The organism is Rhodococcus sp. 05-2255-1e, assembly GCF_002259025.1.
In the GTDB taxonomy this organism is placed as follows: Bacteria; Actinomycetota; Actinomycetes; order Mycobacteriales; family Mycobacteriaceae; genus Rhodococcoides; species Rhodococcoides fascians.
Genome location: NZ_NOZE01000005.1, coordinates 24,931 through 47,813, shown reverse-complemented (window position 1 = coordinate 47,813; position 22,883 = coordinate 24,931). Strand labels below are relative to the sequence as shown.

Annotated in this window: 24 protein-coding genes; 14 read left to right on the top strand and 10 right to left on the bottom strand. The window is 66.3% G+C overall.

Annotated elements, in window-relative coordinates; translation table 11 throughout:
• Window positions 1–14 precede the first annotated feature (14 nt).
• Complete coding sequence (locus CH262_RS01745) at window positions 15–1,181, top strand: PPE domain-containing protein (RefSeq protein ID WP_094716745.1); 1,167 nt, start codon at window positions 15–17, stop codon at window positions 1,179–1,181.
• A complete protein-coding gene (locus CH262_RS01740) occupies window positions 1,178–2,041 on the top strand; it encodes an ESX secretion-associated protein EspG (protein ID WP_094716744.1) in 864 nt (287 codons plus the stop codon). Before CH262_RS01745 ends, CH262_RS01740 begins: the two co-directional genes overlap by 4 nt.
• Here the strand turns inward: CH262_RS01740 and CH262_RS01735 are convergent.
• Genes CH262_RS01735 through CH262_RS01725 form a run of 3 tightly spaced genes read right to left on the bottom strand, consistent with a single transcriptional unit; the run spans window position 2,034 to window position 4,360 of the window.
• A complete protein-coding gene (locus CH262_RS01735; RefSeq protein ID WP_094716743.1) occupies window positions 2,034–2,699 on the bottom strand; it encodes a histidine phosphatase family protein in 666 nt (221 codons plus the stop codon). The genes CH262_RS01740 and CH262_RS01735 overlap by 8 nt on opposite strands.
• Window positions 2,696–3,628: a prephenate dehydratase gene (pheA, locus tag CH262_RS01730; RefSeq protein WP_094716742.1), complete on the bottom strand. Its 933-nt coding sequence runs from the start codon at window positions 3,626–3,628 to the stop codon at window positions 2,696–2,698. Before pheA ends, CH262_RS01735 begins: the two co-directional genes overlap by 4 nt.
• A gap of 9 nt (window positions 3,629–3,637) precedes the next feature.
• Complete coding sequence (locus tag CH262_RS01725; RefSeq protein WP_094716741.1) at window positions 3,638–4,360, bottom strand: hypothetical protein; 723 nt, start codon at window positions 4,358–4,360, stop codon at window positions 3,638–3,640.
• Between the two features lie 124 nt (window positions 4,361–4,484).
• Here CH262_RS01725 and CH262_RS01720 point away from each other — a divergent pair, with 124 nt between their 5' ends.
• The 5 genes from CH262_RS01720 (at window position 4,485) to CH262_RS01700 (ending at window position 8,884) form a co-directional block, all read left to right on the top strand.
• Complete coding sequence (locus CH262_RS01720) at window positions 4,485–5,255, top strand: DUF2470 domain-containing protein (RefSeq protein WP_032383014.1); 771 nt, start codon at window positions 4,485–4,487, stop codon at window positions 5,253–5,255.
• 35 nt (window positions 5,256–5,290) lie between these two features.
• Window positions 5,291–6,100 (top strand): CPBP family intramembrane glutamic endopeptidase, encoded by an 810-nt coding sequence (locus CH262_RS01715; RefSeq protein ID WP_373453759.1) that lies wholly within the window; start codon window positions 5,291–5,293, stop codon window positions 6,098–6,100.
• 289 nt (window positions 6,101–6,389) lie between these two features.
• On the top strand, window positions 6,390–7,640 hold the full coding sequence (locus CH262_RS01710; RefSeq protein ID WP_256988637.1) for an LCP family protein: 1,251 nt from the start codon (window positions 6,390–6,392) through the stop codon (window positions 7,638–7,640).
• A gap of 31 nt (window positions 7,641–7,671) precedes the next feature.
• Window positions 7,672–8,217, top strand: coding sequence for a ferritin (locus CH262_RS01705; protein ID WP_032371710.1), 546 nt, complete (start codon window positions 7,672–7,674; stop codon window positions 8,215–8,217).
• Between the two features lie 112 nt (window positions 8,218–8,329).
• Entirely contained in the window at window positions 8,330–8,884 is a 555-nt protein-coding gene (locus CH262_RS01700) for a ferritin (protein WP_027494851.1), read from the top strand.
• A 156-nt stretch (window positions 8,885–9,040) separates the two neighbouring features.
• On the opposite strand, the gene CH262_RS01695 is transcribed toward CH262_RS01700, so the two are convergent.
• The 4 genes from CH262_RS01695 to CH262_RS01680 are packed head-to-tail and all read right to left on the bottom strand — an operon-like array spanning window position 9,041 to window position 12,208.
• Window positions 9,041–9,952: a DUF5926 family protein gene (locus CH262_RS01695; protein ID WP_179274888.1), complete on the bottom strand. Its 912-nt coding sequence runs from the start codon at window positions 9,950–9,952 to the stop codon at window positions 9,041–9,043.
• Window positions 9,953–9,962: 10 nt separating this feature from the next.
• Window positions 9,963–10,736 (bottom strand): glycerophosphodiester phosphodiesterase, encoded by a 774-nt coding sequence (locus CH262_RS01690; RefSeq protein WP_027494853.1) that lies wholly within the window; start codon window positions 10,734–10,736, stop codon window positions 9,963–9,965.
• Entirely contained in the window at window positions 10,733–11,857 is a 1,125-nt protein-coding gene (locus CH262_RS01685; RefSeq protein WP_094716740.1) for a DUF4328 domain-containing protein, read from the bottom strand. The genes CH262_RS01690 and CH262_RS01685 overlap by 4 nt, the downstream gene beginning before the upstream one ends.
• Entirely contained in the window at window positions 11,858–12,208 is a 351-nt protein-coding gene (locus CH262_RS01680) for a rhodanese-like domain-containing protein (protein ID WP_027494854.1), read from the bottom strand. It abuts the gene before it with no gap.
• A gap of 278 nt (window positions 12,209–12,486) precedes the next feature.
• Between CH262_RS01680 and CH262_RS01675 the strand changes: the two genes are divergently transcribed.
• The gene (locus tag CH262_RS01675; RefSeq protein ID WP_094716739.1) at window positions 12,487–13,431 is read left to right on the top strand and encodes an LLM class F420-dependent oxidoreductase; all 945 of its coding nucleotides are present in this window, start codon (window positions 12,487–12,489) and stop codon (window positions 13,429–13,431) included.
• Between the two features lie 239 nt (window positions 13,432–13,670).
• Here CH262_RS01675 and CH262_RS01670 read toward each other — a convergent pair whose 3' ends face one another.
• A complete protein-coding gene (locus CH262_RS01670) occupies window positions 13,671–14,810 on the bottom strand; it encodes an acyltransferase family protein (RefSeq protein WP_032381964.1) in 1,140 nt (379 codons plus the stop codon).
• A 259-nt stretch (window positions 14,811–15,069) separates the two neighbouring features.
• On the opposite strand from CH262_RS01670, the gene CH262_RS01665 reads away from it, so the two are divergent.
• Window positions 15,070–15,693: a superoxide dismutase gene (locus tag CH262_RS01665; RefSeq protein WP_019667073.1), complete on the top strand. Its 624-nt coding sequence runs from the start codon at window positions 15,070–15,072 to the stop codon at window positions 15,691–15,693.
• Between the two features lie 79 nt (window positions 15,694–15,772).
• Here CH262_RS01665 and CH262_RS01660 read toward each other — a convergent pair whose 3' ends face one another.
• Window positions 15,773–16,693, bottom strand: coding sequence for a sucrase ferredoxin (locus CH262_RS01660; RefSeq protein WP_094715613.1), 921 nt, complete (start codon window positions 16,691–16,693; stop codon window positions 15,773–15,775).
• Window position 16,694: 1 nt separating this feature from the next.
• Window positions 16,695–17,642 carry an ABC transporter substrate-binding protein gene (locus CH262_RS01655; RefSeq protein WP_179274887.1) on the bottom strand — a complete coding sequence of 316 codons (948 nt, stop codon included), beginning with the start codon at window positions 17,640–17,642 and terminating at the stop codon, window positions 16,695–16,697.
• Between the two features lie 157 nt (window positions 17,643–17,799).
• Here CH262_RS01655 and CH262_RS01650 point away from each other — a divergent pair, with 157 nt between their 5' ends.
• The 5 genes from CH262_RS01650 (at window position 17,800) to CH262_RS01630 (ending at window position 22,860) form a co-directional block, all read left to right on the top strand.
• Complete coding sequence (locus tag CH262_RS01650; RefSeq protein ID WP_032374202.1) at window positions 17,800–18,327, top strand: hypothetical protein; 528 nt, start codon at window positions 17,800–17,802, stop codon at window positions 18,325–18,327.
• Between the two features lie 206 nt (window positions 18,328–18,533).
• Window positions 18,534–19,241, top strand: a complete 708-nt coding sequence (locus CH262_RS01645; RefSeq protein ID WP_032385334.1) for a TMEM165/GDT1 family protein — start codon at window positions 18,534–18,536, stop codon at window positions 19,239–19,241.
• Window positions 19,242–19,553: 312 nt separating this feature from the next.
• Window positions 19,554–20,456: a sensor histidine kinase gene (locus CH262_RS01640; protein ID WP_371828530.1), complete on the top strand. Its 903-nt coding sequence runs from the start codon at window positions 19,554–19,556 to the stop codon at window positions 20,454–20,456.
• On the top strand, window positions 20,453–21,469 hold the full coding sequence (locus CH262_RS01635) for a hypothetical protein (RefSeq protein WP_094716737.1): 1,017 nt from the start codon (window positions 20,453–20,455) through the stop codon (window positions 21,467–21,469). The genes CH262_RS01640 and CH262_RS01635 overlap by 4 nt, the downstream gene beginning before the upstream one ends.
• 623 nt (window positions 21,470–22,092) lie before the next feature.
• The gene (locus CH262_RS01630; protein ID WP_027494862.1) at window positions 22,093–22,860 is read left to right on the top strand and encodes an SDR family NAD(P)-dependent oxidoreductase; all 768 of its coding nucleotides are present in this window, start codon (window positions 22,093–22,095) and stop codon (window positions 22,858–22,860) included.
• Window positions 22,861–22,883 lie beyond the last annotated feature (23 nt).

Here is a 22,883-nt window from a genome sequence, read left to right as displayed (position 1 = left end):
ATGGGGGCTGGACAATGACGCTCGGTGTGACAGGTGTGGTGTGGCTACCACGAACTGCGACAGGAAATTCGACGCGACTGTTGGGGCCCGGACCGGTGCCTCTACATGTCGCAGGCGGGGCCTGGGGTTCGGTGGCCGCGGCCTTCACCGAGGCCTCGGTGAGCATCGCCGCGATCACGACAGCCCTGACCGCGGGCTGGGAGGGTGAGTCGGCCCTCCTCGCGCAGGCCGCCCTCGCCCGGTTCGCCACGTGGACCGGAGCCACGGCACTGAAGGCGGCGGCACTGTCGATCGAAGCCCCCGCCGCGGGAACCTCGTACGGCGTCGCGCTGGCCACCATGCCGTCGCTCGTCGAGATCGGTGCCGTGCAAGCTGCCAAGGTCACGGCTGCGTCGACCGGCGGCGCATTGAACGGAAGTTACGAGGCAGCCGAGGTCGCAGATCGATTGCTCGACATCCGCGCAGCCATGGTCATGGAGGGATTCGAGCTGGTCTCCTCGCACCTGATCGCGAAGACGACGTTCGATCATGCGCCCGCCATCGTGTCCGAGTCCGGCAGTGGTCTCGGCAAATTCGCCAACGGTGCGCTGATGACGTCCCCCGTTCAGGCTGCGGTCGGCGGTCTGATGGCCGCGACGCAGAACCCAGGCGTCGCAGCCGCAGCCGGGCAGCTCGGCAGTGCCGCCACCTCGATCGCCGGAACAGGCGTGTCCACGGTGGCCACCGCGGCATCGAACCTGGTCTCGACGCCGCCGCCGAGTGGACCCGGATCCGGCATCGGCCACTCCTTCGCACCCGGTGGTTCGGCATCTCTCGCCGTCGGGCCGGCGTCCACCCGTCCGGTGGCGTTCGGCGGACTGGGCGGCAGCATCGGCGGCGGGCTGGGAATGCCCGGTTCGGCGTCGAGTCCCCTCGGCGGTGGATCGGCACTCACGGGTGCAGTCCAGAGCAGTCCTGCCACTACGGTCGGCGCACCGACCGCAGCCGAGGGTGGTCTCGCTCAGCGCGGAACCGGTGCCGGTGCTGCGCCCGCATCGGGCACACGGGCGCAGGACGACGACGAACACGACACCCCGGAATACCTCAAACAGTTCGAGCACTTCGCCGACGGCCGCACGGTGGCACCGTCGGTCATCGGAGCGGACCCAGCCCTCGACAACATCAGTGAGAACGGCCGGTGATCGACTTGGGAACCGTGCCGGTGGGCCACACACTGCCGAGTGCCGCACTCGGTGTCGACGAGATGGATTTCCTGGTCGACGAGCTGTCGATTGCCGAACTACCCGTTGTGCTCGACGTCTTCCCACGCTTCGACGACGCGACAGCCCGCGACCGTGCTGTCGACCGCGGCCGTCAGGCCCTCGCGGCGGCAGGACTGTGGGACGGCTCCGCGGTCCACGAGGACGTTCGCCACTGGCTGCGGGTCATGGAACAACCCCGCTGGTACGTCTCGGCTCGACAGTTCGAGGGCGACACCGTTCCTGTGACCCGGATCTGCATCGCATCCGACGACACCATCGCGGTGTCGGCGGTACGGCGAGAGAACATCGTCACCCTGCGCGTCATCGCCGGGGATCCGGCTCGCGATCTCGTCTCGTCGCTGGGATCGGCACCGCCGTTCGATCCCGGCAGCATCAACGCGCCCACCGACCTGCTGGCCGAGGCACTGGACGCGGCACCGTCCGACGTGGGGGGCACCGCTTCCCGTCTGCGCAGCATCGGAATCGCCGATGACCGGGCCCTCACACTGGCCTCGGCGATGGCCACGTGCGCGGGCAGGACCGAGATCACGGCCGTGACCCGCAGGCACGGGACTCGGCGCGGGGCCGGGCGTCCGGTGGCCTTGTTCGACACCCGCGCCGGACGGATCGTCGCCACCTCCGCTGTCGCCGCGGACGGTCGTTCGTGGAGCTCGTTGACCGGCGCGTCGGATCACCGGGTGACAGCGGCTCTGACAGAGCTGATCTCGTCGGCCAAGGACCCAGCGACCACCAACCCAGCGACCACCAACCCAGCGATCGGCAATCCCGCGATCAGCTGATCGGGTTGTCTGCCTTGTCGCTGCCCTTGCCCTCGAACGGCGGCAGGAACGTGCCCCACCTGGCGCATGCCCAGCCACCGTCGGGTAGCGGCAACAGCTCGATTGTCTGGGTGTTGTCGAGATGGTTGTCGGCGGCGAAGGTGCCGTCGACACCGGTGAGGGCCGCCGCGACCAATCGAATTGCGGCACCGTGGCTCACGACGACGACGTCTCCTGCGGTGTCGTCACCCAGGTACTGTCCACGCAGCTCGTCGAGCACCGGGACGTAGCGCGCCAACACTGCGCGCCCGCTCTCGCCGCCCGGCGCGGCCGCATCCAGATCTCCGGTATGCCACCGGTAGAAGATTTCGGTGAACAGTCGGTGCGCCTCGGGATCGTCTCGATCTTCCAGTTCTCCGGCGGACGTCTCCTGGATACCGTCGGTCACGACGAGGGGCACTCCGGTACCGCGCTCGACGTAGCCCGCAGTTTGCTTGGCGCGCAACGCAATCGACGAGACCAACACGGCGGGAGGATTACCCAGCCGCGTCTGCGCGTACGCCTCGGCTTGTCGGTGCCCGAGCTCGGTGAGTTCGGCTCCCGGCGGCGCTGTGTCCAGCTTCTTCGCGACGTTGGAGACGGTCTGCCCGTGCCGAACGAGAATGAGCTTGCCCATCACAGATCACCCCGACCGGACCGAATTTCGGACAACCACTGCACGTGCTCGTCGATCGGTTGCGGCACCGAACCTCCCGATGTCGTTGCTGTGGGCCATGATCCGAGGAAACGTAGCGGCATCTTCCGATGGAACGCGGTCAGCGCCTCGGCGACGAGGGGATCGTCCACATGCCCGGCGCAATCGACGAAGAACATGTAGGTGCCCAATTGCGAACGGGTAGGGCGTGATTCGATGAACGTCAGATCGATGTTGCGAATTCCGAACTCCGCCAACGCTGCCGGCAGCGTACCCGGGTCGTTCGGCGGCTTCAGCACCACCGAGGTGCGGTCGGCACCGGTGCGGGCTGGCACCGGCTGCGGCGGAGTCACCAGCACGAAGCGGGTGCGCGCACCCTCGACGTCGATGATGCCGTCGGCCAGCATCGGCAGAGACAATCGCTCCCCGGCCAACCGTGTCGAGACAGCGGCGTCGACCACGCCGGCGGCAACATCTTCTGCTGCACCGGCATTCGAGGTCGCAGACTGCACGACGGCGTCGGGCATCGTGGCCTGCAACCACTGCCGGACCTGACTGAGGGCGATGGGGTACGCGCTGATCGTGCGGGCCGAGTCGAGCGTGACACCGGGCCCGCCGACGATGGTGAACGCGACCTCGATCTCGGTCTCGGCGACGATCTGCAATCGCCGTCCTTCGGACAATGCGTCGAGCGTCGGCGGCACGGCCCCCTCGATGGAACTTTCGATGGGAACCACTGCGGCGTCGGCGGCACCGGATCGAACGGCCTCGAGCGCCGCGGGCGGGCTCGCGGCCGACACCCGCTGGACGTTCCCGCTCAGGCCGACCCCATCGAATGCGCCGAGCGTTTCGAACTGCGCCAGCGCCATCTCCGTGAACGTTCCCGATGGGCCGAAGTAAGCGATGCGAGGCACGTCTCGAGGTTACGTTGTCGACGTCCCCGAAGCGATCAAACCGACGTCGACCAGCCGGGCGCGGGCGGCGACGGCGTCGGCGATCTCGACCCCCAGCAGTACCTCCCGCACGGCCTCGGCGGCCTCGGGTATGAGCTTGCGCAGAGCGTCGACATTCGGCGCGGCCAGAGCCGACGCGATGTCGTCTCCGCGCAGCGATGCCACCGTCGCCGCGAGGATCGCGATCACGTCGTCTCCGGTGTCGGCGCGGGCGACCAGACCGACATCGGCATGCGAGACGACGGCGAGCACGTCGGCGATACGCCTCGCCGTGTCGCCGACACCGATGCCGGGGGTCCGATGAGCGGCAACGATGGTCTCCGCGGTCTCGGCCACGTCGATCGCGTCGAACACCGGGAAGACGACGAGGGGCGAGGGCAGTCGCAACCCGAGCGCGTCGGCAAGATGCTCGGAGACTGCGTCGACCTCGAATCTGACGGCTTCGTAGTTGCCTGCGCTCGAGGCCCGGAGCTCGTCCGGGTCGATGTCGAGTCGCACGACGATGCGCCCGAGATTCTCGGTGGGCGGCAGCGTCAGCAGGGTCGAGGCCAGCACGACGGGCGGGCCGTACTCGGCGGCGCGTGGAGCGGCCTGCGCGGCAGGGGCATCGGCGCAGAACGGCTGCAGCAGTCCGGCGACGAGCGCGTTCGGATCTGGTCGGTGCGGCACACCGAGGGTCAACGGAATCGGCACGTCTTCACGGTAGTCCCAGCTTGCCCTTGCGATACCCGCCACATCCGGCTAACTTAGGGGCACGTTACTTAGGTATGCCTCACCTACTGGCCATTCAACTGTACCGATCGCATCGGAGGAGCCCATGCTCGGCGCAACCACCACCACCGGACCGTCCACCGCCGAGCGCGTGCGCAGCGCCTGCATGCGCGCCGAGGGCGCAGCTCTCGTGATCGACGGCAGCGACCCCGTCGTGACGTCCCTGCACCACCTGCGACCCAACGGCGAGATGATTCTGGCCGTCCCCACCGATTCCATCGACGACGCGATCAGGTGGCAGTCCTCCCGCGCCGGCGTTCCTGCCGTCGTCGAGCTCACCGATCACGCACCTCTCGCATTGCGCGAACCGGTGCGGTCACTGGTGTGGCTGCGCGGAGAATTGCGCCCGGTGCCGGAATCGCTGATGCGACCGATGGCCGGCGCGGTGGCCGCCGAGCATCCCCACGCGGCTCTGCTCGACGTCGGCCACACCACCTCCCTGGTGCGTCTGATCGTCGGCTCCGCAGTGGTGGCGGACAGCACCGGAGCCGAGCCGGTCGACGTCGACTCGCTGCTGGCAGCCGAGCCCGATCCGTTCTGGGAGATGGAAACGAGCTGGCTCGAGCACCTCGACTCCGATCATCCCGACCTCCTCGCGCAACTGTCCCGACGCCTCCCACCGTCGCTGCGGCAGGGACGCGTGCGTCCGCTGGGCATCGACCGCTACGGCATTCGTCTGCGTATCGAGGGCGAGTGCGGCGACAACGACGTCCGGTTGGGCTTCGCCGCGCCCGTCGACGACACGATCTCCCTGAGCCGGGCCCTCCGGGTCCTCGCCGGTTGCCCGTTCCTCAACGGTCTGCGCGCCCGGGGCTGACGCCGCCGCGAGGCACAACAGGGCACACTCGTGCCGTGACCGACTTCAGGAACTGGTTGACGCCACCGCCGCCGGAGAGCGCCGCTCCACCGCCCGATGCTCGCGAACGCACGACCATCAAGGTCGAGATCGCGATCGTGCTGCTGGCGACGTTCGGCCTCAGTGGCATGAGCAGCATTCTCTCGCTGGTCGAGGATGCCCTGCAGACCGCAGCGCTGTCCGATCAGACGGTCGCCCTGAACTCCTCGCGATCGAGCTTCAGCGTCATCGACCTGCTGTTCCAGCTGCTGAGCATCCTGCGCCTGTGCGCATGGGGAGCATTGGGGCTGTACCTGCTGTGGCGAGCAGATCTGGCACCGCGTGCGATCGGACTGGCGAAACCGCGCCTGAAGATCGATCTCGGCCACGGCGTCGGGCTGGCGGCACTCATCGGGCTGCCGGGTCTCGCGCTCTACCTGGTCGGCAACGCCCTGGGATTCAATCTGAACGTCGTACCCAGCGCGCTCGACGACCACTGGTGGCGAGTGCCAGCCCTGATTCTGTATGCGCTGGCCAACTCCGGTGCCGAGGAGATCATCGTCGTCGCCTACCTGATCTCTCGACTGCGCCGACTCGGCTTGAGCGAGAACAAGTCCTTGCTGTGCTCCTCGCTGCTGCGCGGGAGCTACCACTTCTATCAGGGGGTGGGCGGCGGCGTCGGCAACTTCCTGATGGGCCTGGTGTTCGGCCGATACTGGCAGCGCACCGGGAGGCTGTGGCCACTACTGATCGCGCACGCACTCATCGACATCGTCGCGTTCGTCGGTTACGCCCTGCTGCGCGAACACCTGGCATGGTTGCCGTGATGGGTACAGTCGATTCGTGAACGACGACGATCGCTACGGACGGCACGGCGCGCCCAATCGGCGTACCCCGCCGCCGAGCCAGCCGCCGCCACCGCGTCGACCACCCGGCCAGCAGCCCCCTCCCCCGCCTCGGCGCGCCGGTGGGGCCCCTGGACAGCCACCGCCGCCACCACGTCAGTACCGACCCGGTCCGCCGCCGGTTCCGAACCCCCGTCGGTACAACCCGGAACCTCCCGCGGAGCGAGGGACCCCTCGCCGTCCGGGGCCCGCACCCGAGGGCACCGAATTCATCAGGCGCGACGGTCGCCCGGCCGCACCTCGTCACGGTGCCCCGGTGCCACCGCAACAGGCGTGGTCGCAGGCACCCGAACCCGGCCCTGCCGGTTCCGTTCCGCCGAACTCGACGCGCCAGTACTCCCGCGCTGCCGAGGACGAGGCCGGGCGCACCGGGTACGCACCGCGCCAACAGCCGGAACCGTACGTCGACGAGCGCAGGCAGCCACCGGCTTCTCCGCAGTGCGCCTTACGCCGACCGGAACCAGCTCGGCCACAACGTGATTCACGTCCCCCCAAGGTTGCGAAGCCGCGCAAGCGTCGGCGCTGGGGCCGTCGCTTCCTGATCGTCCTGCTCGTCCTCGTTCTGGGCATCGGCGGCATCGTCTACTACGTCGACAGTTCGCTCACGCGAGTCGACGCCCTGACCTCGTACCCCGGCAGGATCGGCGACACCCCGGGCACCAATTGGCTTCTCGTCGGATCGGATTCACGAGCCGGCCTGACGCCGGAGCAGGAAGCATCTCTCGCGACCGGCGGCGAAGTGGGCCCCAGCCGCACCGACACCATCATCATGATCCACATCCCCGAGGGCGGCGGGGCGACGACGATGGTCAGCCTGCCCCGCGATTCGTACGTGCCGATTCCGGGTAACGGCGAGGACAAGCTGAACGCGGCGTTCGCGTTCGGCGGGCCGTCCCTGTTGGTGCAGACGGTCGAGGGCGCGACGGGTGTACACATCGATCACTACGCCGAGATCGGCTTCGGTGGTTTCGCCGGAATCGTCGACGCCGTCGGTGGAGTCAACGTGTGTGTGCAGAACGCGATCGACGATCCGTTGGCGGGCATCAACATTCCCGCGGGCTGTCAGGATCTCGACGGTTCCGAGGCACTCGGCTTCGTGCGATCCCGCGCGACCGCATTGGCCGACCTCGACCGGATGAACAACCAGCGGGCCTTCATGTCCGCTCTGCTCGACAAGGCAACCAGCGCTTCCACTTTCCTCAATCCTTTGAAACTGTGGCCGTTGGTGTCCGATACCGCGTCGTCGTTGAGTGTCGACGACGGAGACCACATCTGGAACCTGGCCGGGTTGGCCTGGGCGATGCGCGGTGGGCCGGTGACGACGACCGTGCCGGTCGGCGGCTTCCAGGACTCCGATGTCGGCAACGTCCTCGTGTGGGACGACACCAGGGCACCGGCATTCTTCGACGCCATCGCTCAAGATCGGGAAATTCCGGCAGATCTGCTGACCGGCGGCCCCTGACGGGGGGCGTGCGGCCGGTACGTTGTGGATCATGACATTGCCGTCGCATGAGCCCACCACCTCGTTTCACGATCTACTGCGCGCCCAGGTTCGGTACGAGTTCACCGCCTCGCAGCAGTACGTCGCCATCGCGATCTGGTTCGACCGCAACGATCTTCCGCAGTTGGCGCACCGCTTCTACGCCCAGTCGGCCGAAGAGCGTCGGCACGCCATGATGATGATTCGGTTCCTCATCGACAACCGACTCGAGGTGGACGCGTCGGGCATCGACGACGTGGTGACCGCGTTCGATTCGGTCGCCGAACCGGTGGAGTTGGCGTTGGCGCAGGAGGTGGCGGTCACCGATCGGGTCACCGCGCTCGCACAGGCGGCCAGAGCCGAGGGCGATTACATCGGGGAGCAATTCATGCACTGGTTCCTCACCGAACAGGTCGAGGAAGTAGCCGCGATGCAGAGCCTCCTCAACATCGTGCGGCGAGCAGGTTCGGATCTGTTCGACATCGAGCAGTACGTGGCACGCGAGCTCGGCTCGGTGACCCGCGCCACCAATGCACCCAAAGAGGCCGGAAGCGCGTAACTAACGCCCTGCTCAGAGGGGACATTTAGGATTCACTGTATTAGGCTACGTTCGCCTCAATAAGGCTCGACTTGGATGACAATGCCCTCTGACCAGGCATATTGTCCTCATCATGAGCGCAGACATCAAAGAAACGAACCACACCAAGTTCCACGCACTTCTTCGCGACCAGATCCGCAACGAGTTCAACGCCTCGCAGCAATACATCGCCACCGCCGTCTACTTCGCGAATGTCGACCTGCCGCAGCTGGCCAAGCACTTCTACGCGCAGTCGGTCGAAGAGCGTAACCACGCGATGATGATCGTCCAGTACTTCCTCGATCGCGACATCACCGTCGAATTGACCGGTGTCGACGCCTCGAAGTCCGTGTTCACGGACCCGCGTGAGGCCATCGCCCTCGCACTGGCACAGGAAGAGACGGTCACCGAGCAGATCATCGCTCTGGCGAGCACCGCCCGCGAAGAGGGCGACTACCTGGGCGAGCAGTTCATGCAGTGGTTCCTCAAGGAGCAGGTCGAGGAAGTTGCCAGCATGAAGACCTTGCTCAACATCGCAGACCGCGCCGGCCACAACCTGTTCGACCTCGAGCAGTTCGTTGCCCGCGAGATGAACACCAGCGTCGTCGCCGATGCAGGCGCACCCACCGTCGCCGGCGGATCGCTGTAATTTCGCTTCACGCGACACGCATCGACGAGTAACGCGAGAGATCTCGCGCTCATACGGGTGGTCGTCGGACAAGCAGCCCTTGTCCGACGGCCACCCGACGTGCGTTTCGGTGCACCAACTTTCGGGCCGCCGCACCTCTCGGTTGGGCTCGACTGCTCAGCGCAGGGTGACCTGACGGCCACGAAGGCCGTCCCGCGAGCGCAGCTGCGCTCCCGTGAGCGGGGCGTCGACGGCAAGAGCCTCGTTCAGCTTCTCCCCGAATTCCTTTGTCGGAGCAGCCCATTCGGTGGGAAGCATCTCTGGATCGAGATCGAACACCGGCACCAGCAACCCGTGCGTACGGAACGAGCCTGCATAACGCGAGCCCTCACCGAGATTCAGGTCTCCGGCAGCGTGCAACCGTGCGAGGGCGAGCATGACGTCGTCCTCGCTCTCCGGGCGAACCCACCGGATGTGCGCCTTGTCGCCGGCATCGACCCACCATGCTGCAACGACACCGTCCGCCTCGATCCGCGCCGAGGGCATGATCGCCTGATTCGCGCGCTCCACGGTTGCGGCCACATCGGCTGCGGGAGTGGCACTTTCCGGTATCCACCAATTGAAATCCTGATGCACGGTGATCTCGAGGAGTGCGGACGGGTCGAGGACATCGGTCAATGCGGGAGTGTTCTCGTCCACCGTCGAGGCTTCGAGCGACTCACCTGCGGGGGCGGCGGCGACCCAGCCCAACGCGCTACTGATATCTGCTGCAACGTCTTTCGACTGCGTCTGAACCTGCAGGCCGACGAATCCTTCTACAGTGCCCGCCTCTTCGCGTACCAGAGCGGCGACGGCTCCCGGCAATACCGTTGCCAGAGTGACGGTGCGGCCGCCGGACGTGATCGGCGCGGTGGCGGTGGCCGACGGCACGAATTCGCGCAGCGCTACCAGGTCGCATTCTGCGGCCAGGCCCTCGAACGGCCGCGTCGTCCCCGACTCGAGGCTGGCGCGCTCGGCCTCACGCTGTGCGAGCTTGGCCGCCCGGTTGCTGTCCTGCTTCGGTCCGCTGTTTCTTTTGCTCTTACCCACGCCAGAAAACCTACACGTTCTTCGATTCCAGCCAGGCGCGCGTTCGTCCGGGATGGTTGGTCGCGATCCACCCGACACCGAGTTCGCGGCACAGGTCCACGTCCTCTTTCTCGTCGACCGTCCACACGTAACTGGCACGGCCCGACGCGGCTGCTCGATCGACGAGCGTCGGGTGCTCACGCAACGCCCGGATCGACGGACCGACTGCGGTGGCACCGACGGTCGTCGCTGCTCCGCCGCCCAGATAGTGCGAGCTGTCGCCGAGGAGGACCGTCGGAAGCATCGGTGCCGAGCGGCGCACTCGCCACACGGCCGAGGGCGCGAAAGACATGATGACCGCCCGCGAATGATCCGCCGAGGCAGGCGCGCCGATTCCGAAGTGGTGCAGCTCGGCCAGCACCGAGGCCTCGATCAGCGAGCCGTAGCGCACCGGATGCTTGGTTTCGATGAAGAGCTTGACCGGCTTGCTGGTCCAATCCAGAATCAGCGCGATCAGGTCGTGCAGCGTCAGAAGTTCGGCGGGTTCGTCAGCATCGCCGTAGTTCAACCGGGCGAGCTCGTCGAAGGTCATCTCGCTGACGATTCCGGTGCCGTTCGAGGTTCGGTCGACGCGGCGGTCGTGCACACACACGATGCGGCCGTCCTTCGTGAGCCGGACGTCGCATTCGACGCCGTCCGCTCCCTCCCGCAACGCGAGATCGTAGGCGGCGAGCGTGTGTTCCTTCTTCGCCGCAGATGCTCCTCGGTGCGCGACGACCAAAGGGCCGCGTCGGTCCGGGCTCACGAGACCGTCACCGCCCGGTCGTCCTTCTCGGCCCCGGAGTCCGCACGAGCTGCGTCGGTCTGCTCGGTCACGGTCTGCTCGGTCTGCTCGGTCTGCTCGGTCCCGGTCTGCTCAGTCTGGGTCTCGGTCTGCTCGGTCTCGGACTGCGTGGTCTTTCGCTCGATGCTGGGTGCGATGACCCAGCGGGTGGGACGAGACAACGCCGAACCGCGCAGGGTGCGGCCCTCGAGTCGGCGCATGACGGCCAGGGTCAGCACCGCGGAAACTGCGGCCACGAGCGCCACGACGGCGGCGAGCAGAACGCCGTCGGCGCGGGCTTGCAGTGTGTTGCGCAGACTCCACAGCACCTGCACGACGACCAGCGCGTTGCTCGTCGCCCAGACGGCCCACCAGATCCGGATCAAGGTGAGCTCGCGGTACACGTCGCCGTCGGATTCGGCTCGGAGGCGCACGATCTCCGTCAGGTACACCCCGGGCATCACGATCCGAACCAGAGGCAGCATCGAGAGCAGCAGCATCCATCGCACCGACCGCGGCTCGGTCGCACCGACCGATGCGTAGGCCAGCCGGCGTTGCCGAATCAGCCAGCAGGACGTCGTGATCAGCGCGAGCAGACCGACGATGAGCGCGCCGACCTGTGCGAAATAGACCAGCGCATCGGAAATTGCCAGCGTGATCGGCGACAGCAATCGGGTGCGGTTGTACAGCAGAATTCCGTAGCGAAACAGCTCGGCGAACGCCGCCAGCCCCAAGAGCAGCGCCGTGATCCAGACGAACGTCTGCGCGTTGGCTGCGTACTGCTCGACGCGGCCGGCGGGCGTGTGTGCTGCGGGGTCGCGTGGGGTGTCGCGCAGTCCCCACGTGGGCGTCGAGTCGTACCGCGGAGTGGGGGTCGGTACCGCGACCCGGGCGGGACAGACGGCTTTGCCCTTCGACGACGCAGGCCGCGCAACCCACCGAAAATTGCGGCGGCCCTGTGCCGGTGCCCGAGCGGACACCGGCGAGAGCAGCACGCCGTGGCAGCGGGGGCACCACGTACCCGGCCGTGCGCCGACCGCCCAGCGAGTGCTGCAGCGGGCGCAGACCTGGAACGCCTGTGCGCGCCCCTGCGGTGCCGACATCTAGATGATTCTCGCTTCGTCCGAATCGTCGTCGCGCTGGATCGGCCTACCGGCGGCATGCCAGTCGAGCATCCCGCCCTCGACGTTTATCGCCTCGTAGCCCACGCGATTGAGGTATTCGACGACCCGAGCCGAGCGCCCGCCGGCTTTGCAGACGACGTAGATCTCGGATTGGTTGTCGATTTCGCCTGCTCTGGACGGAATGTCGCCCATCGGGATGTGCACGGCACCGGGTGCATGTCCGGCCTGCCACTCGTCGTCTTCTCGGACGTCGAGCAGCACTGCCGCTTCCGGGAACGGCACCGGAAGGCGGTCTACGGTGACGGCGGGCGACTGCTCGGGGTGAGACACCTCTCGATCTTGTCACGGGTGCGATCGCGACTGCCACTCGTGCCCGCCTGACGATGGACGGCCCCAGCTATGACCTACGTCACTTTGTCTCACGAAAGTTATCCACAATATCCACAGGTTGATGCACAGAATCGGGGCCCGTGCCGGTTTCTATCCACAGGTCACGGCCTCACAACTGATTGCCGGTGTATCGAGTACCAACGAAGGCTGTGGATCGATCGTGATTTGACACAGCTGTTGTCTGCGGTCGTTTGTCCAAGCTGATTACCCTGGCAAACATGACTTCTCACTCCTCGGTCGAGCTACGCGTCTTCACCGAACCGCAACAGGGCGCAACCTACGACGACCTCCTCCGGGTCGCCACAGCCGCGGAGGAATTCGGCTACGGTGCCTTCTTCCGATCCGACCATTACCTCGCGATGAGCGGCGACGGGTTGCCCGGCCCCACCGACGCGTGGATCACCCTGGCCGGCCTGGCTCGTGAGACGTCGACCATCCGGCTCGGCACGCTGGTCACCTCCGCCACCTTCCGCTACCCCGGCCCACTCGCCATCAGCGTCGCGCAGGTCGACGCCATGAGCGGTGGCCGCGTCGACCTGGGGTTGGGTGCCGGCTGGTTCGAGGACGAGCACAAGGCATACGGCCTGCCGTTCCCGGCGCTCGGTGAGCGCTTCGACCGACTGGAAGAGTCCCTCGCCGTCATCACCGGGCTGTGGGAAACACCGACCGGCGAGACGTTCTCGCACGCGGGAAACCACTACCCCGTCACCGATTCCCCCGCCCTCCCCAAGCCCGTCCAATCGCCGCGTCCCCCCATCCTCATCGGCGGCGGAGGCAAGAAGCGCACCCCGGCCCTGGCCGCGAAATACGCGGACGAGTTCAACATCCCCTTCGCCTCGCTGGCGGACACCGAAACGCAGTTCGGACGCGTCCGCGCCGCCTGCTCTGCCGCCGACCGTGACCCCGATTCCCTCGTCTACTCCAACGCACTCGTCCTGTGCTGCGGCCGCACCGAGGAGGACATCGCCCGACGCGCCGCCGCCATCGGCCGCGACGTCTCCGAACTCCGCGAGAACGGGGCCGCGGGAAGTCCCGCCGAACTGGTCGACAAAATCGGCCGCTTCGGGGCCATCGGCGCGACTCGCGTGTACCTGCAGACCCTCGACCTCACCGATCTCGATCACCTCGAACTGGTCGCCTCCGAAGTCATCCCGCAGCTCTGATCTCCCCGCACCCAAGTCCACTCAACGTGACATCCACCCCCGAAAAGGCCACCAAATGTCACATTGACTACCCAGCGGGGGTCACTACCCAGCGGGGGTGACTACCCAGCGGGGGTGACTACCCAGCGGGGGTCACTACCCAGCGGGGGTCACTACCCAGCGGGGGTCACTACCCAGCGGGGGTCACTACCCAGCGGGGGTGAACTACCCAGCGGGGGTCACTACCCAGCGGGCTGGGGTCAAGCGGCAGATCGGGTGCGTAGTTGTCGGTATCGCGTGCTGATGTGTCGTGCTGCGGGCAGTTCGATCCAGCGGTAGATGATTTCGGCGAGTGCGGCGGTGCCGGTCAGGAAGGCCAGGACGGCGGCGGTCGGTCCGAAGTGCGGTTCCACGGCTGCGTAGATGCGGTAGAGCACGAGTGTGTGGATCAGGTAGATGGCGTAGCTGCGGGTGCCGATCCAGCCGATGATGGGCCAGCGGGTGATGGGTCCGTCGTATCGGGCCAGGATCAGCACGGTGCCGGTGACGACGAGCAGTGACCACAGGTAGGTCTCGCCCATCCAGAAGGTGTGGACGTCGATGGCGAGGCGGATCACTTCGATTTGTGCGACGACGCCGATGACGATCCAGCGCCAGGTGACGAGTTTCGCCCAGCCGAGGTAGAAGATCTGGCCGAGGAACAGGGTGGGCAGTACTCCGGCGACTTTGGTGAGGAACGGGATGGTGTAGGGCTGGGGCAGGTAGAGGTTCCAGAGGATCACCAGTGTGCAGAGTGCGGCTCCGATGAGGGGCACGGTGATCGGGCTTGCGCGTAGCGCCGAGCGCATTGCGACGCAGTAGAGGTAGAACACGATTTGCACGACGAGTGTCCAGGTGACGCCCAGTACGGCGACCTCGGGTCGGAGGAAGAAGCCGCCGAGGAAGAAGCTGAGTACGGCCTCTCCGTTGCTGATTCCGGGTTGTCCGCTGAACATGCCGTTGACGCCGAGTTTGACGAGTACGACGGCCAGGGCGATGGCGAACCAGAGGGCGGGCACGAGTCGGGCGAGGCGCGCGACCATGAAGTCCCGACGCGATTGCCGCATAGCGGATCGGGTGATGAGCAGCCCCGTGAGCAGCATGAACATGCTCACGCCCACGAAGGAGAGGTGGAGGTTGAGGCCTACGTCGTCGATGAGGACGAGGTTGACGATGTCGAGCATCCACCAGTCGCCGCCGACGTCGTCGAGTAGGTAGAACGAGATGTGCGAGTAGAGGACGGCGCAGACGGCGATGACGCGCAGGAGATCGGCACCGTTCATCTGGACGCGGGGCGCGGTCACGGCCGGTGCGGCGGCGGACTCGTCGACCGAATTTCGGTTCGGACGGTCCCCTTTCACACCCTCGAGTTTAGGTTCCGTTCATGGTGTGGACCAATTCGGCGCTGTTACGCAACTATTTCGTGACAATCGCAGGTTTTCGCAGCCCAGGAATTCGACTGTCTTGTTCACGTGGATTTATTCCGAGAAAAGCATCTCGGTTACAACGGTTGCACAAGGGGTAGGAATGAGATTGGGTTGAACCCTACGAAAGATCCGCAGTAGGACGAACGTGCCCGCATCACGCGATGGGCACGGCGTCGTTAGAGAAGGGAACCACGTGTCCGAGTACACCTTGCCCGACCTTGATTTCGATTACTCCGCCCTCGAGCCGCACATCTCGGGCGAGATCAACGAGCTCCACCACTCCAAGCATCACGCCACCTACGTCGCCGGTGCCAACACCGCGCTCGAGAAGCTGGCTGCAGCCCGCGAGGCCGAGGATCACGGCAGCATCTTCCTGCTGGAGAAGAACCTCGCGTTCCACCTCGGTGGCCACGTCAACCACTCCATCTGGTGGAAGAACCTCTCGCCCAACGGTGGCGACAAGCCCGAAGGCGAACTCGGTGCCGCGATCGACGACCAGTTCGGTTCGTTCGACAAGTTCCGCGCACAGTTCACCGCTGCTGCCAACGGCCTGCAGGGCTCCGGCTGGGCAGTGCTCGGCTACGACTCGCTGGGCAAGAAGCTCCTCACCTTCCAGCTCTACGATCAGCAGGCCAACGTGCCGCTGGGCATCATTCCGCTGCTGCAGGTCGACATGTGGGAGCACGCCTTCTACCTGCAGTACAAGAACGTCAAGGCCGATTACGTGAAGGCGTTCTGGAACGTCGTCAACTGGGCCGACGTCCAGGCTCGTTTCGAGGCCGCCACGTCGAAGACCCCGGGCCTGATCTTCCCGTAGGTTTCGAGATTGCCGCACGACGCGCAATCGCAGACAGGGCCACCGCGTTCGACGCGGTGGCCCTGTCGCATTTCGAAGGTCACGCCCTCCCGGCGGCGGGCACCGACCCGATGGTCGTGACGCCGTGGTCCGGTCTCGCGACGTCCTCGGAACGGCAGGTCGTTCGGCGCGGGGGCTCGGGATCGGGTGTCACGTGTACCTGCACGCTTCCCGACGTCGTCACCACCACAACATCCGACGCGGCGCCGGACGACGTGACATCGGACGGGTGGACGTCGTCGATTCCGGTGAGCCCGTATTCGGTTCGTACTGCGTGTTCGGCGATCTGGGCGACGGTGTCGTCGGTGCAGCGGCCTCGGTAGTGGCGCAGCGTGAGATGCCCGCGGTCGTGGTCGTCCACGACGGCCTGCGCGTTGGTCGGTTCGAGGTTGCCGTAGTAGCTGCCGTCGGGCAGGGCCACCATGCCCGCTGCGTATCGATCCCCGCCCAGGTGCGTCGATTCCCATACCCGCCCGCTGGATCCGGCGAGGGCCGCCGCTACCGGCCGACCGAGCACCGCGCAGCACGGATCCTTCTTTCCGTGCGTGCAGACGAGGTAGAGCCGCTGGTCGACGCGAGTCCCGATACCAGGTGGGGTGCCCGCCGCGGCGGCTTCGAGCGGTAGTTCGAGTATCTGCTCGACGGTATCGACCGAGCATTTCTCCAGCCACGGGCCGCGGCGACCCGAGTGCGCGAGAAACACCTGTCGCGTCTCGGTGGGTTCACGCCTGCCGTGCGTTTCTCGCACCAGTTGCGGGCGTACCCCGACGGCCTTGCAGCGACGCGAGAGTTCGGTGCCGATTCGACCGAGCGGACCGCCCGGCCCCCACGGTTCGCGGCCCCACGGGCCTCGGTGCTCGATCAACACCCAGCCGTGTGCGCGTGCAGCTGTCCCGCGAAGCGATTCGTCGTTCTCGCGCGCCACTGCAGCGCAGCCGACCCAGCGTTCGGATGCCGGCACGTCAGCCCCCGATTTCGGTCGCGGTCTCGACCAGGGCCTGGGCGGTCAGCACGTTGCCGAAGAGAAAATCCTTGGACGGCAGCTCGGTCACCCGAGCTCCGAGACCGGTGAAGAGCGGGTTCTGTCGCAGTTGCGCCACGGCGTCCTCCGTCCCGGCATCGGTGAGCAGAAGGATGTCGTCGGCCGCCAGCACGTCGATCAGTTCCGGGCTGACGTCGACCGTCTGCACAGCGTCGGATCCGCGATCCTGCTGTGCGGGCGCGCGGTAGCCGAGATCGGCCAGGACGGCGTAAGGAAACGATCCGTCCTGCGTCATGTACCGCAGCGAGTCGGTGCGCACTCGCGCGACGGTCAACGTGCTGCCTTCCCGAGGTGAGCGTGACTCGGATTCGTCGACCGCCTGTCGATAGTCGGCCAGCAAACCGTCGGCGATCTCCTGCCGATCGAAGATTCCCGCCAGCTGCTGCAAGGTGTTCTGCCACGAGGCCGGGGTGTATTCCACGACGACGGTCGGCGCGATCGGGGCGACCCGGTCGTACAGCGCTCGGTTGTCCTCACCCGTCGTTCGCATGACGATCAGGTCCGGTGCGGCAGCCGTCAGAGCCTCGATGTCGACGTCGGCGTCGACGGATCCGATGTCGATCGGTTCGGTGGTGAGCCGATCCCGGACGACGGGTGCGTAGTCACCGGTGAGCGGCGGCTTCACTGCCGCGACGGGTTGGATGCCCAACGCGACGACGGCTTCCAACGTGCGGTCGCCGTCGAGCACGGCCACGCGCTGTGGATCGACGGGAACACTCGTCTCATCGAACGCATGCTGCACGGTGCGAACCTCGCCGCCGGTCTCGCCCGGGGTCGATTCTTCCCGACTGCATGCGGCGACACTCAGCAGTAGCGCAACGGACAGCAACGAGACGACGGTTCGCCGGGCGGATCCTCTGTTTTTCACCGCAGCAGCGTATCGGCTGCCGAGCCGCAGTGGGCCGGCTACGTTTTCGGCTGGCACTCTCCCCATCTTGTGTGCCAGCCGTTTTCGGGTCATTCTTCTCCTTACCCAACGTCGTGTACCCGGCTTCCGCCTCGTACCTGTCTGGGAGGGATGCGCAATGGACGATCGAGATCTCATCGGTGTCGCACCTTTTCACGCCGCCGGTCTACTGCGCGGGTTCGTGATCTCCGGTCGTTGGCCGGACACCACCAAGGAGTGGGCTCAATTCCTGGCGCTGGCCGTCCGGGTCGCGTCGATGCCGGGTCTGTTGGCGACGTCGACGGTGTTCGGGGTGCGGGAGGAGCTGCCCGAGGATCCGGAGCCGGGGACGGTCGGCCTGGTGTTGGCCGAGGGACCGGTGATCGGCGATTTCGCGTTGGCTCCCGGGCGGTTCTCGGACCATCAGCCGGCCGCGTTGCTGATGCTGCATCCACCGTCGGAGACGACGCCTTCTCTGCCGGAATGTGCGGGCGCGGCCTCGGGTTGCGTTCTGCTGCCCGGTCTTCCGCATCTGGGCCTCGATCACCGGGCCGCGTGGGTGGAGGCAGAATCCGACGGCACCGTGACGTCGATGATCAGTCGGGTCGGCCTCGATCCGATCAGCGATCCCGACACCGCAGTTTTGGCGATGCTCCTCGCATCCTGACCGCTCCCCGTACACGATTTTTCGGGTCCCCAAACTTATTGGCGCATTGGACAATTGGAGAAACGGCACTTAAAGTCGTCTGCAGCGAAGGGGAGTAGCCCCCAATCAACGTGTCGACATACTGGTCGTTTTCCACGACCCGGCACCTGAACCGGTACTTCCGGTGGGCGAGACCTTCGGTCCGTTCGACGACCGAGGAGTCTGCTGTGCTGTCCGCTCTACTGTTGAGTTTCGCTGTCATTTTCGTGGCCGAGCTGGGTGACAAATCCCAGCTGATGGCCATGACGTTCGCCTTGCGCTACAAGTGGTACGTCGTCATCGGCGGCATCACGGTGGCCACGACCGTCGTGCATCTGGTCTCGGTCGCCGTCGGCCATTTCCTCGGTGTGTCCATCCCCACCGAAGCCATCTCGATCGTCGGCGGGCTCGCGTTCGTCGTGTTCGGTCTGTGGACCCTGCGCGGAGATTCGCTGTCCGACGACGAGGGTGCCAAGGCGTCGCGAGTCACCAAGTCGGCCTTCCTGGCCATCGCGTCCGCGTTCTTCCTCGCCGAACTGGGCGACAAGACGATGCTGGCCACCGTCACTCTGGCCGCCGACAACGATTGGGTCGGAGTGTGGATCGGCTCGACGGTAGGCATGGTCGCCGCCGACGCCCTCGCTATCGTGCTGGGTGCCGTTCTCGGAAAGCACCTGCCGGAACGGCTGATTCAGTACGGTGCGGCCATTCTGTTCTTCGTCTTCGGCGCGGTCCTGTTCTTCGAGGGACTGATGCCGGGTACGTCGGCTCCGTACGTGGCGGCCGCAGTCGTGGTGGCGATCTCGGCCCTCATCGTCGCCGCTGCGTTCGTCCGACGCTCCCGCAGCGACGCTCCGCAGGAAGTGGAGAAGCGCAGCACCACCGAAGACGTCTGACCTTGGTTTACACTCCTCGCGGAGGGGTGAATGAACGACAACCTGCAGGCGACGGGTAGCGACGCGGCACACCGTTCGACCGATCGGCTCATCAGGATCTTCGGCCGGTTCGTCGGTACCGGCTACGCGGCATATCTACTGCTGCTCGTTCCCGACATCGCGCGCAGCAGCGTCACGGTCCCCGGGTGGTGGACCCCGGCCGCCGTGATCGTCGTGTTCGGTACCGGTCTCGCGTTCGGAGCCTTCACCTTTCACCCGAGCATCAGGGTCAGCCAGGTTGCGGGTTCGATCGCAGCGTTGGCATTCCCGGTCATGGCCCTGCTGTGGTGGGTGGCCTGGGACGGGACCACCTTCGATCGGAGCGGAATGTTCCTGTCCGCATTCCCCGGCCTGGCCTCACTCGCGGCCGCGACCGTGTGGCGACCCATCCCGGCATTCGTGCACACGGCCGTCTCGGTGGTGATCGTGCAGCTGATCAATCAAGCTGTGCGAGAGCCGTTTCCTCGCAGCAACATCATCGCCGAAATATTCTTCGGGCTGATGTTCTGCACGGTGTTCGTCGCGGCGACTCTGGCCGCACTGCGTACCGGTCGCATTCTCGATGCCACCATCAGCGCCACCCACGGCGATGCCGCACGGGCGGCTGCGGCGAATGCACGCGAAGTCGAACGGGAACGGTTCGACGCCCTCATCCACGACGAGGTCATGTCGTCACTGCTGGCGGTCGCTCGCCAGGGCCGCACTGCCAGCCTGGCCCGTCAAGCACGTTCGGCATTGGCCCATCTGGACGGACTGCACACCGACACTGCGACACACGATTTCACCGTCGACGACACGATCGCTCTGATGCGGGCCTCCGCATCGACGGTCGACGAGTCGATCGATTTCAGGGTCCGCGAGGACCCCGCCGATTCCTCGGCGAGTTACCCTGCCGATGCGGTCCGGTCGATCGCGGGCGCACTAGCAGAAGCACTGCGCAACAGCGTCGTTCACGCTCAGGCGTCGACCAGATCGGTGACGGTCGAGCTGGCCCCGTCGGCACTGCGAGTCATCGTGCGAGACAACGGTATCGGCTTCGATCGACGCTCGGTGCCTCCGCACCGACTCGGCGTCGCCGTCAGCATCGAGGGGCGGATGCGTCAGCTCGACGGCGGTTCGGCCGAGATCGACACCTCCCGCCGCGGAACCACTGTGCGATTGAGCTGGGCGCGATGAACGGCGAGGATGTTCGCGACCTGCTGTCGATGAAGTCGGGGGCCGCGTACGCAGTCGCCGGCTTCTACATCCTCGCGTGCGCCGTGTGTGCGTCGGCGACGCTGAAGGGTATGTCCGCGGTGTGGCCGCCGTTCATCTCGGTGCTGGTGTTCTCGGCCGCGGTCATCCTGCTGCTCAGAGCGCCGGGGGATCCGCTGAGCCCACGGTCCACGGCGTTGCTCACAGTGTCCGGGCCGGTGGCCGCGTCGTTCGTCTTCGCCGTGGTGCCGGTGCCGCTGACCGGCAGTCTGCAGTCCTGGCCTCTGGGTATGTCCGTCGTGATCTACACGTTCATGTGTGTCCGTGGCCGCACGCCGGCCGCGTGGTTCGGACTCGCGCTCACGATGTCTGTCGTCGTCGGTTGGGCAGCCTGGACGGGTCAAGGCGCACTGTTCGGGTTGTCGTTCAGCGCCATCAATATTGCTCCGTTGTTGATGGCGACGTTCTTCGCCTTCACCATCCGACCCCTCGGTGCAGCGATCTTCGAGCTCCGTGAACAATCCACCATCCGCATCGCCGCCCAGGCCGCCGCTGCGGCGGTACTCGAAGAACGTGACGCCCGCCTGGCCAGTCTCGATACGCTCGCCCGCCCGCTCCTGCAGCGCATCGCGGACGGCCCCGATCTCACCGACGAGGAAGTCCTGGCGTGCCGACTCCTCGAAGCCGAGCTCCGCGACACCCTGCGGGCCCGCGGGCTCGTACTGCCCGAGTTGGCCAGAGCGGCACGCTCGGCTCGCGCCCGTGGCGTCGAGGTCACGATGCTCGACGACCGAAGCCCCACGGCACTGAGCGAGAAGGTCCGCAACGACATCGCTGCGGGGGCGTCGAGCAGTCTGGACGGAGCCGTGACGGGATCGGTGACGGTTCGCCTGCTGCCTCCGGGCCGACCCGCCGCGGCGACGATCCTGCTCGACGACCTCGGGGACGGTGCCCAGCGAGTCGAGTACGACGACTCCGGCCGCATTCTGCCCTGATCGGCGGGCACGGGAGTGAGGTTCCGTCCTGCCTGGTGTGGGGCCGGAGCCGACCCTCATCGGCCGCCGTCCTACTACTCCTGGCCGGATGCGGTTTCGTCGAGGCCGGCCCGTCGCGGCCGACCGAGGCGATAACGTTGGCTGCATGTGATGGAACGACCACGATTCAGTGTCAACGGGGCACGGGCTCCCGTCGGGATGCAAGGAGTTGGCGATGAATGTTGCGATCGGGACAAGGTGGGTCTTCTTCTGGTCGGCACTGACGCTGCTGTGGGCCGTTGTTTCCGTGAGTCGAACTCAGGACGGTGAGTTTTCGATCTGGTCCTGGGTGGCTACTTGTTTGTTTGCTGCGGCCGCAATCCTGACCGGGCTTCGTACATTTCGCCGCAGAAGTGACGACGAGCGCAGAAGTGACAACGAGCATGGACTCACGAATCCGTAGGGAGTATCACCGTCACTCGAAGGGCGGTAGGCCGACCGACCCCTCGGTGCGGGAGAGTCGGGTGCGGGAGAGCGGGGTGCCTGGGAGTGGGGTGAGGTCCCCCGCCGGTTATGGTGCAGAACACAGCGTGGTCGCTGCCTGTGCCGCGACCCGACACCGCTAACGAAGGGGATCGTACGACGTGGAGATTTCAGGAACAGCAGCACTCGTCACCGGTGGCGCGTCGGGCCTCGGAGCAGCAACCGCAGCACGTCTGGCAGGCGCCGGCGTCACGGTGTTCGGTCTCGATCTGCCGCAGTCCATCGAGCGCGCCGGAGACAGTGTCCCGGACGGCGTGACCCTCATTCCCGCCGACGTCACCAGTGAGGCCGAGGTCGAGGCCGCACTGGACACCATCGTCGAGTCCGGTGTGCCGCTGCGCATCGTCGTCAACTGTGCAGGCGTGGGCTGGGCGGGTCGCATCCTGTCCAAGAAGGGACCGCACGATCTCGAGCTGTTCCGCACGGTCATCACCATCAACCTGCTCGGCACGTTCAACGTGATGCGGCTGGCCGCCAACCGCATTCAGTCGCAGTCCACCGTCGACGACGCCGGCCAGCGCGGCGTTGTCATCAACACCGCATCGGTCGCCGCATTCGAGGGTCAGATCGGCCAGATCGCCTACACCGCCTCCAAGGGCGGCGTGCACGCGATGACCATCACCGCGGCCCGTGACCTGGCCCAGGTCGGCATTCGCGTGAACACCATCGCCCCCGGCATCGTCGACACCCCGATGCTCGCCGGTGTCACCGAGGAATACCGTCAGGGACTCGAAGCGTCCGTGCCCTTCCCGTCGCGTCTCGCACAGCCCAGCGAGTACGCCCAGCTGGTGCAGATGATCGCCGAGCACGACTACCTCAACGGCGAAACGATCCGCATGGACGGCGCGATCCGGATGGCACCGCGCTAGAAGTCCTTTCGCGTGTGGCCCCG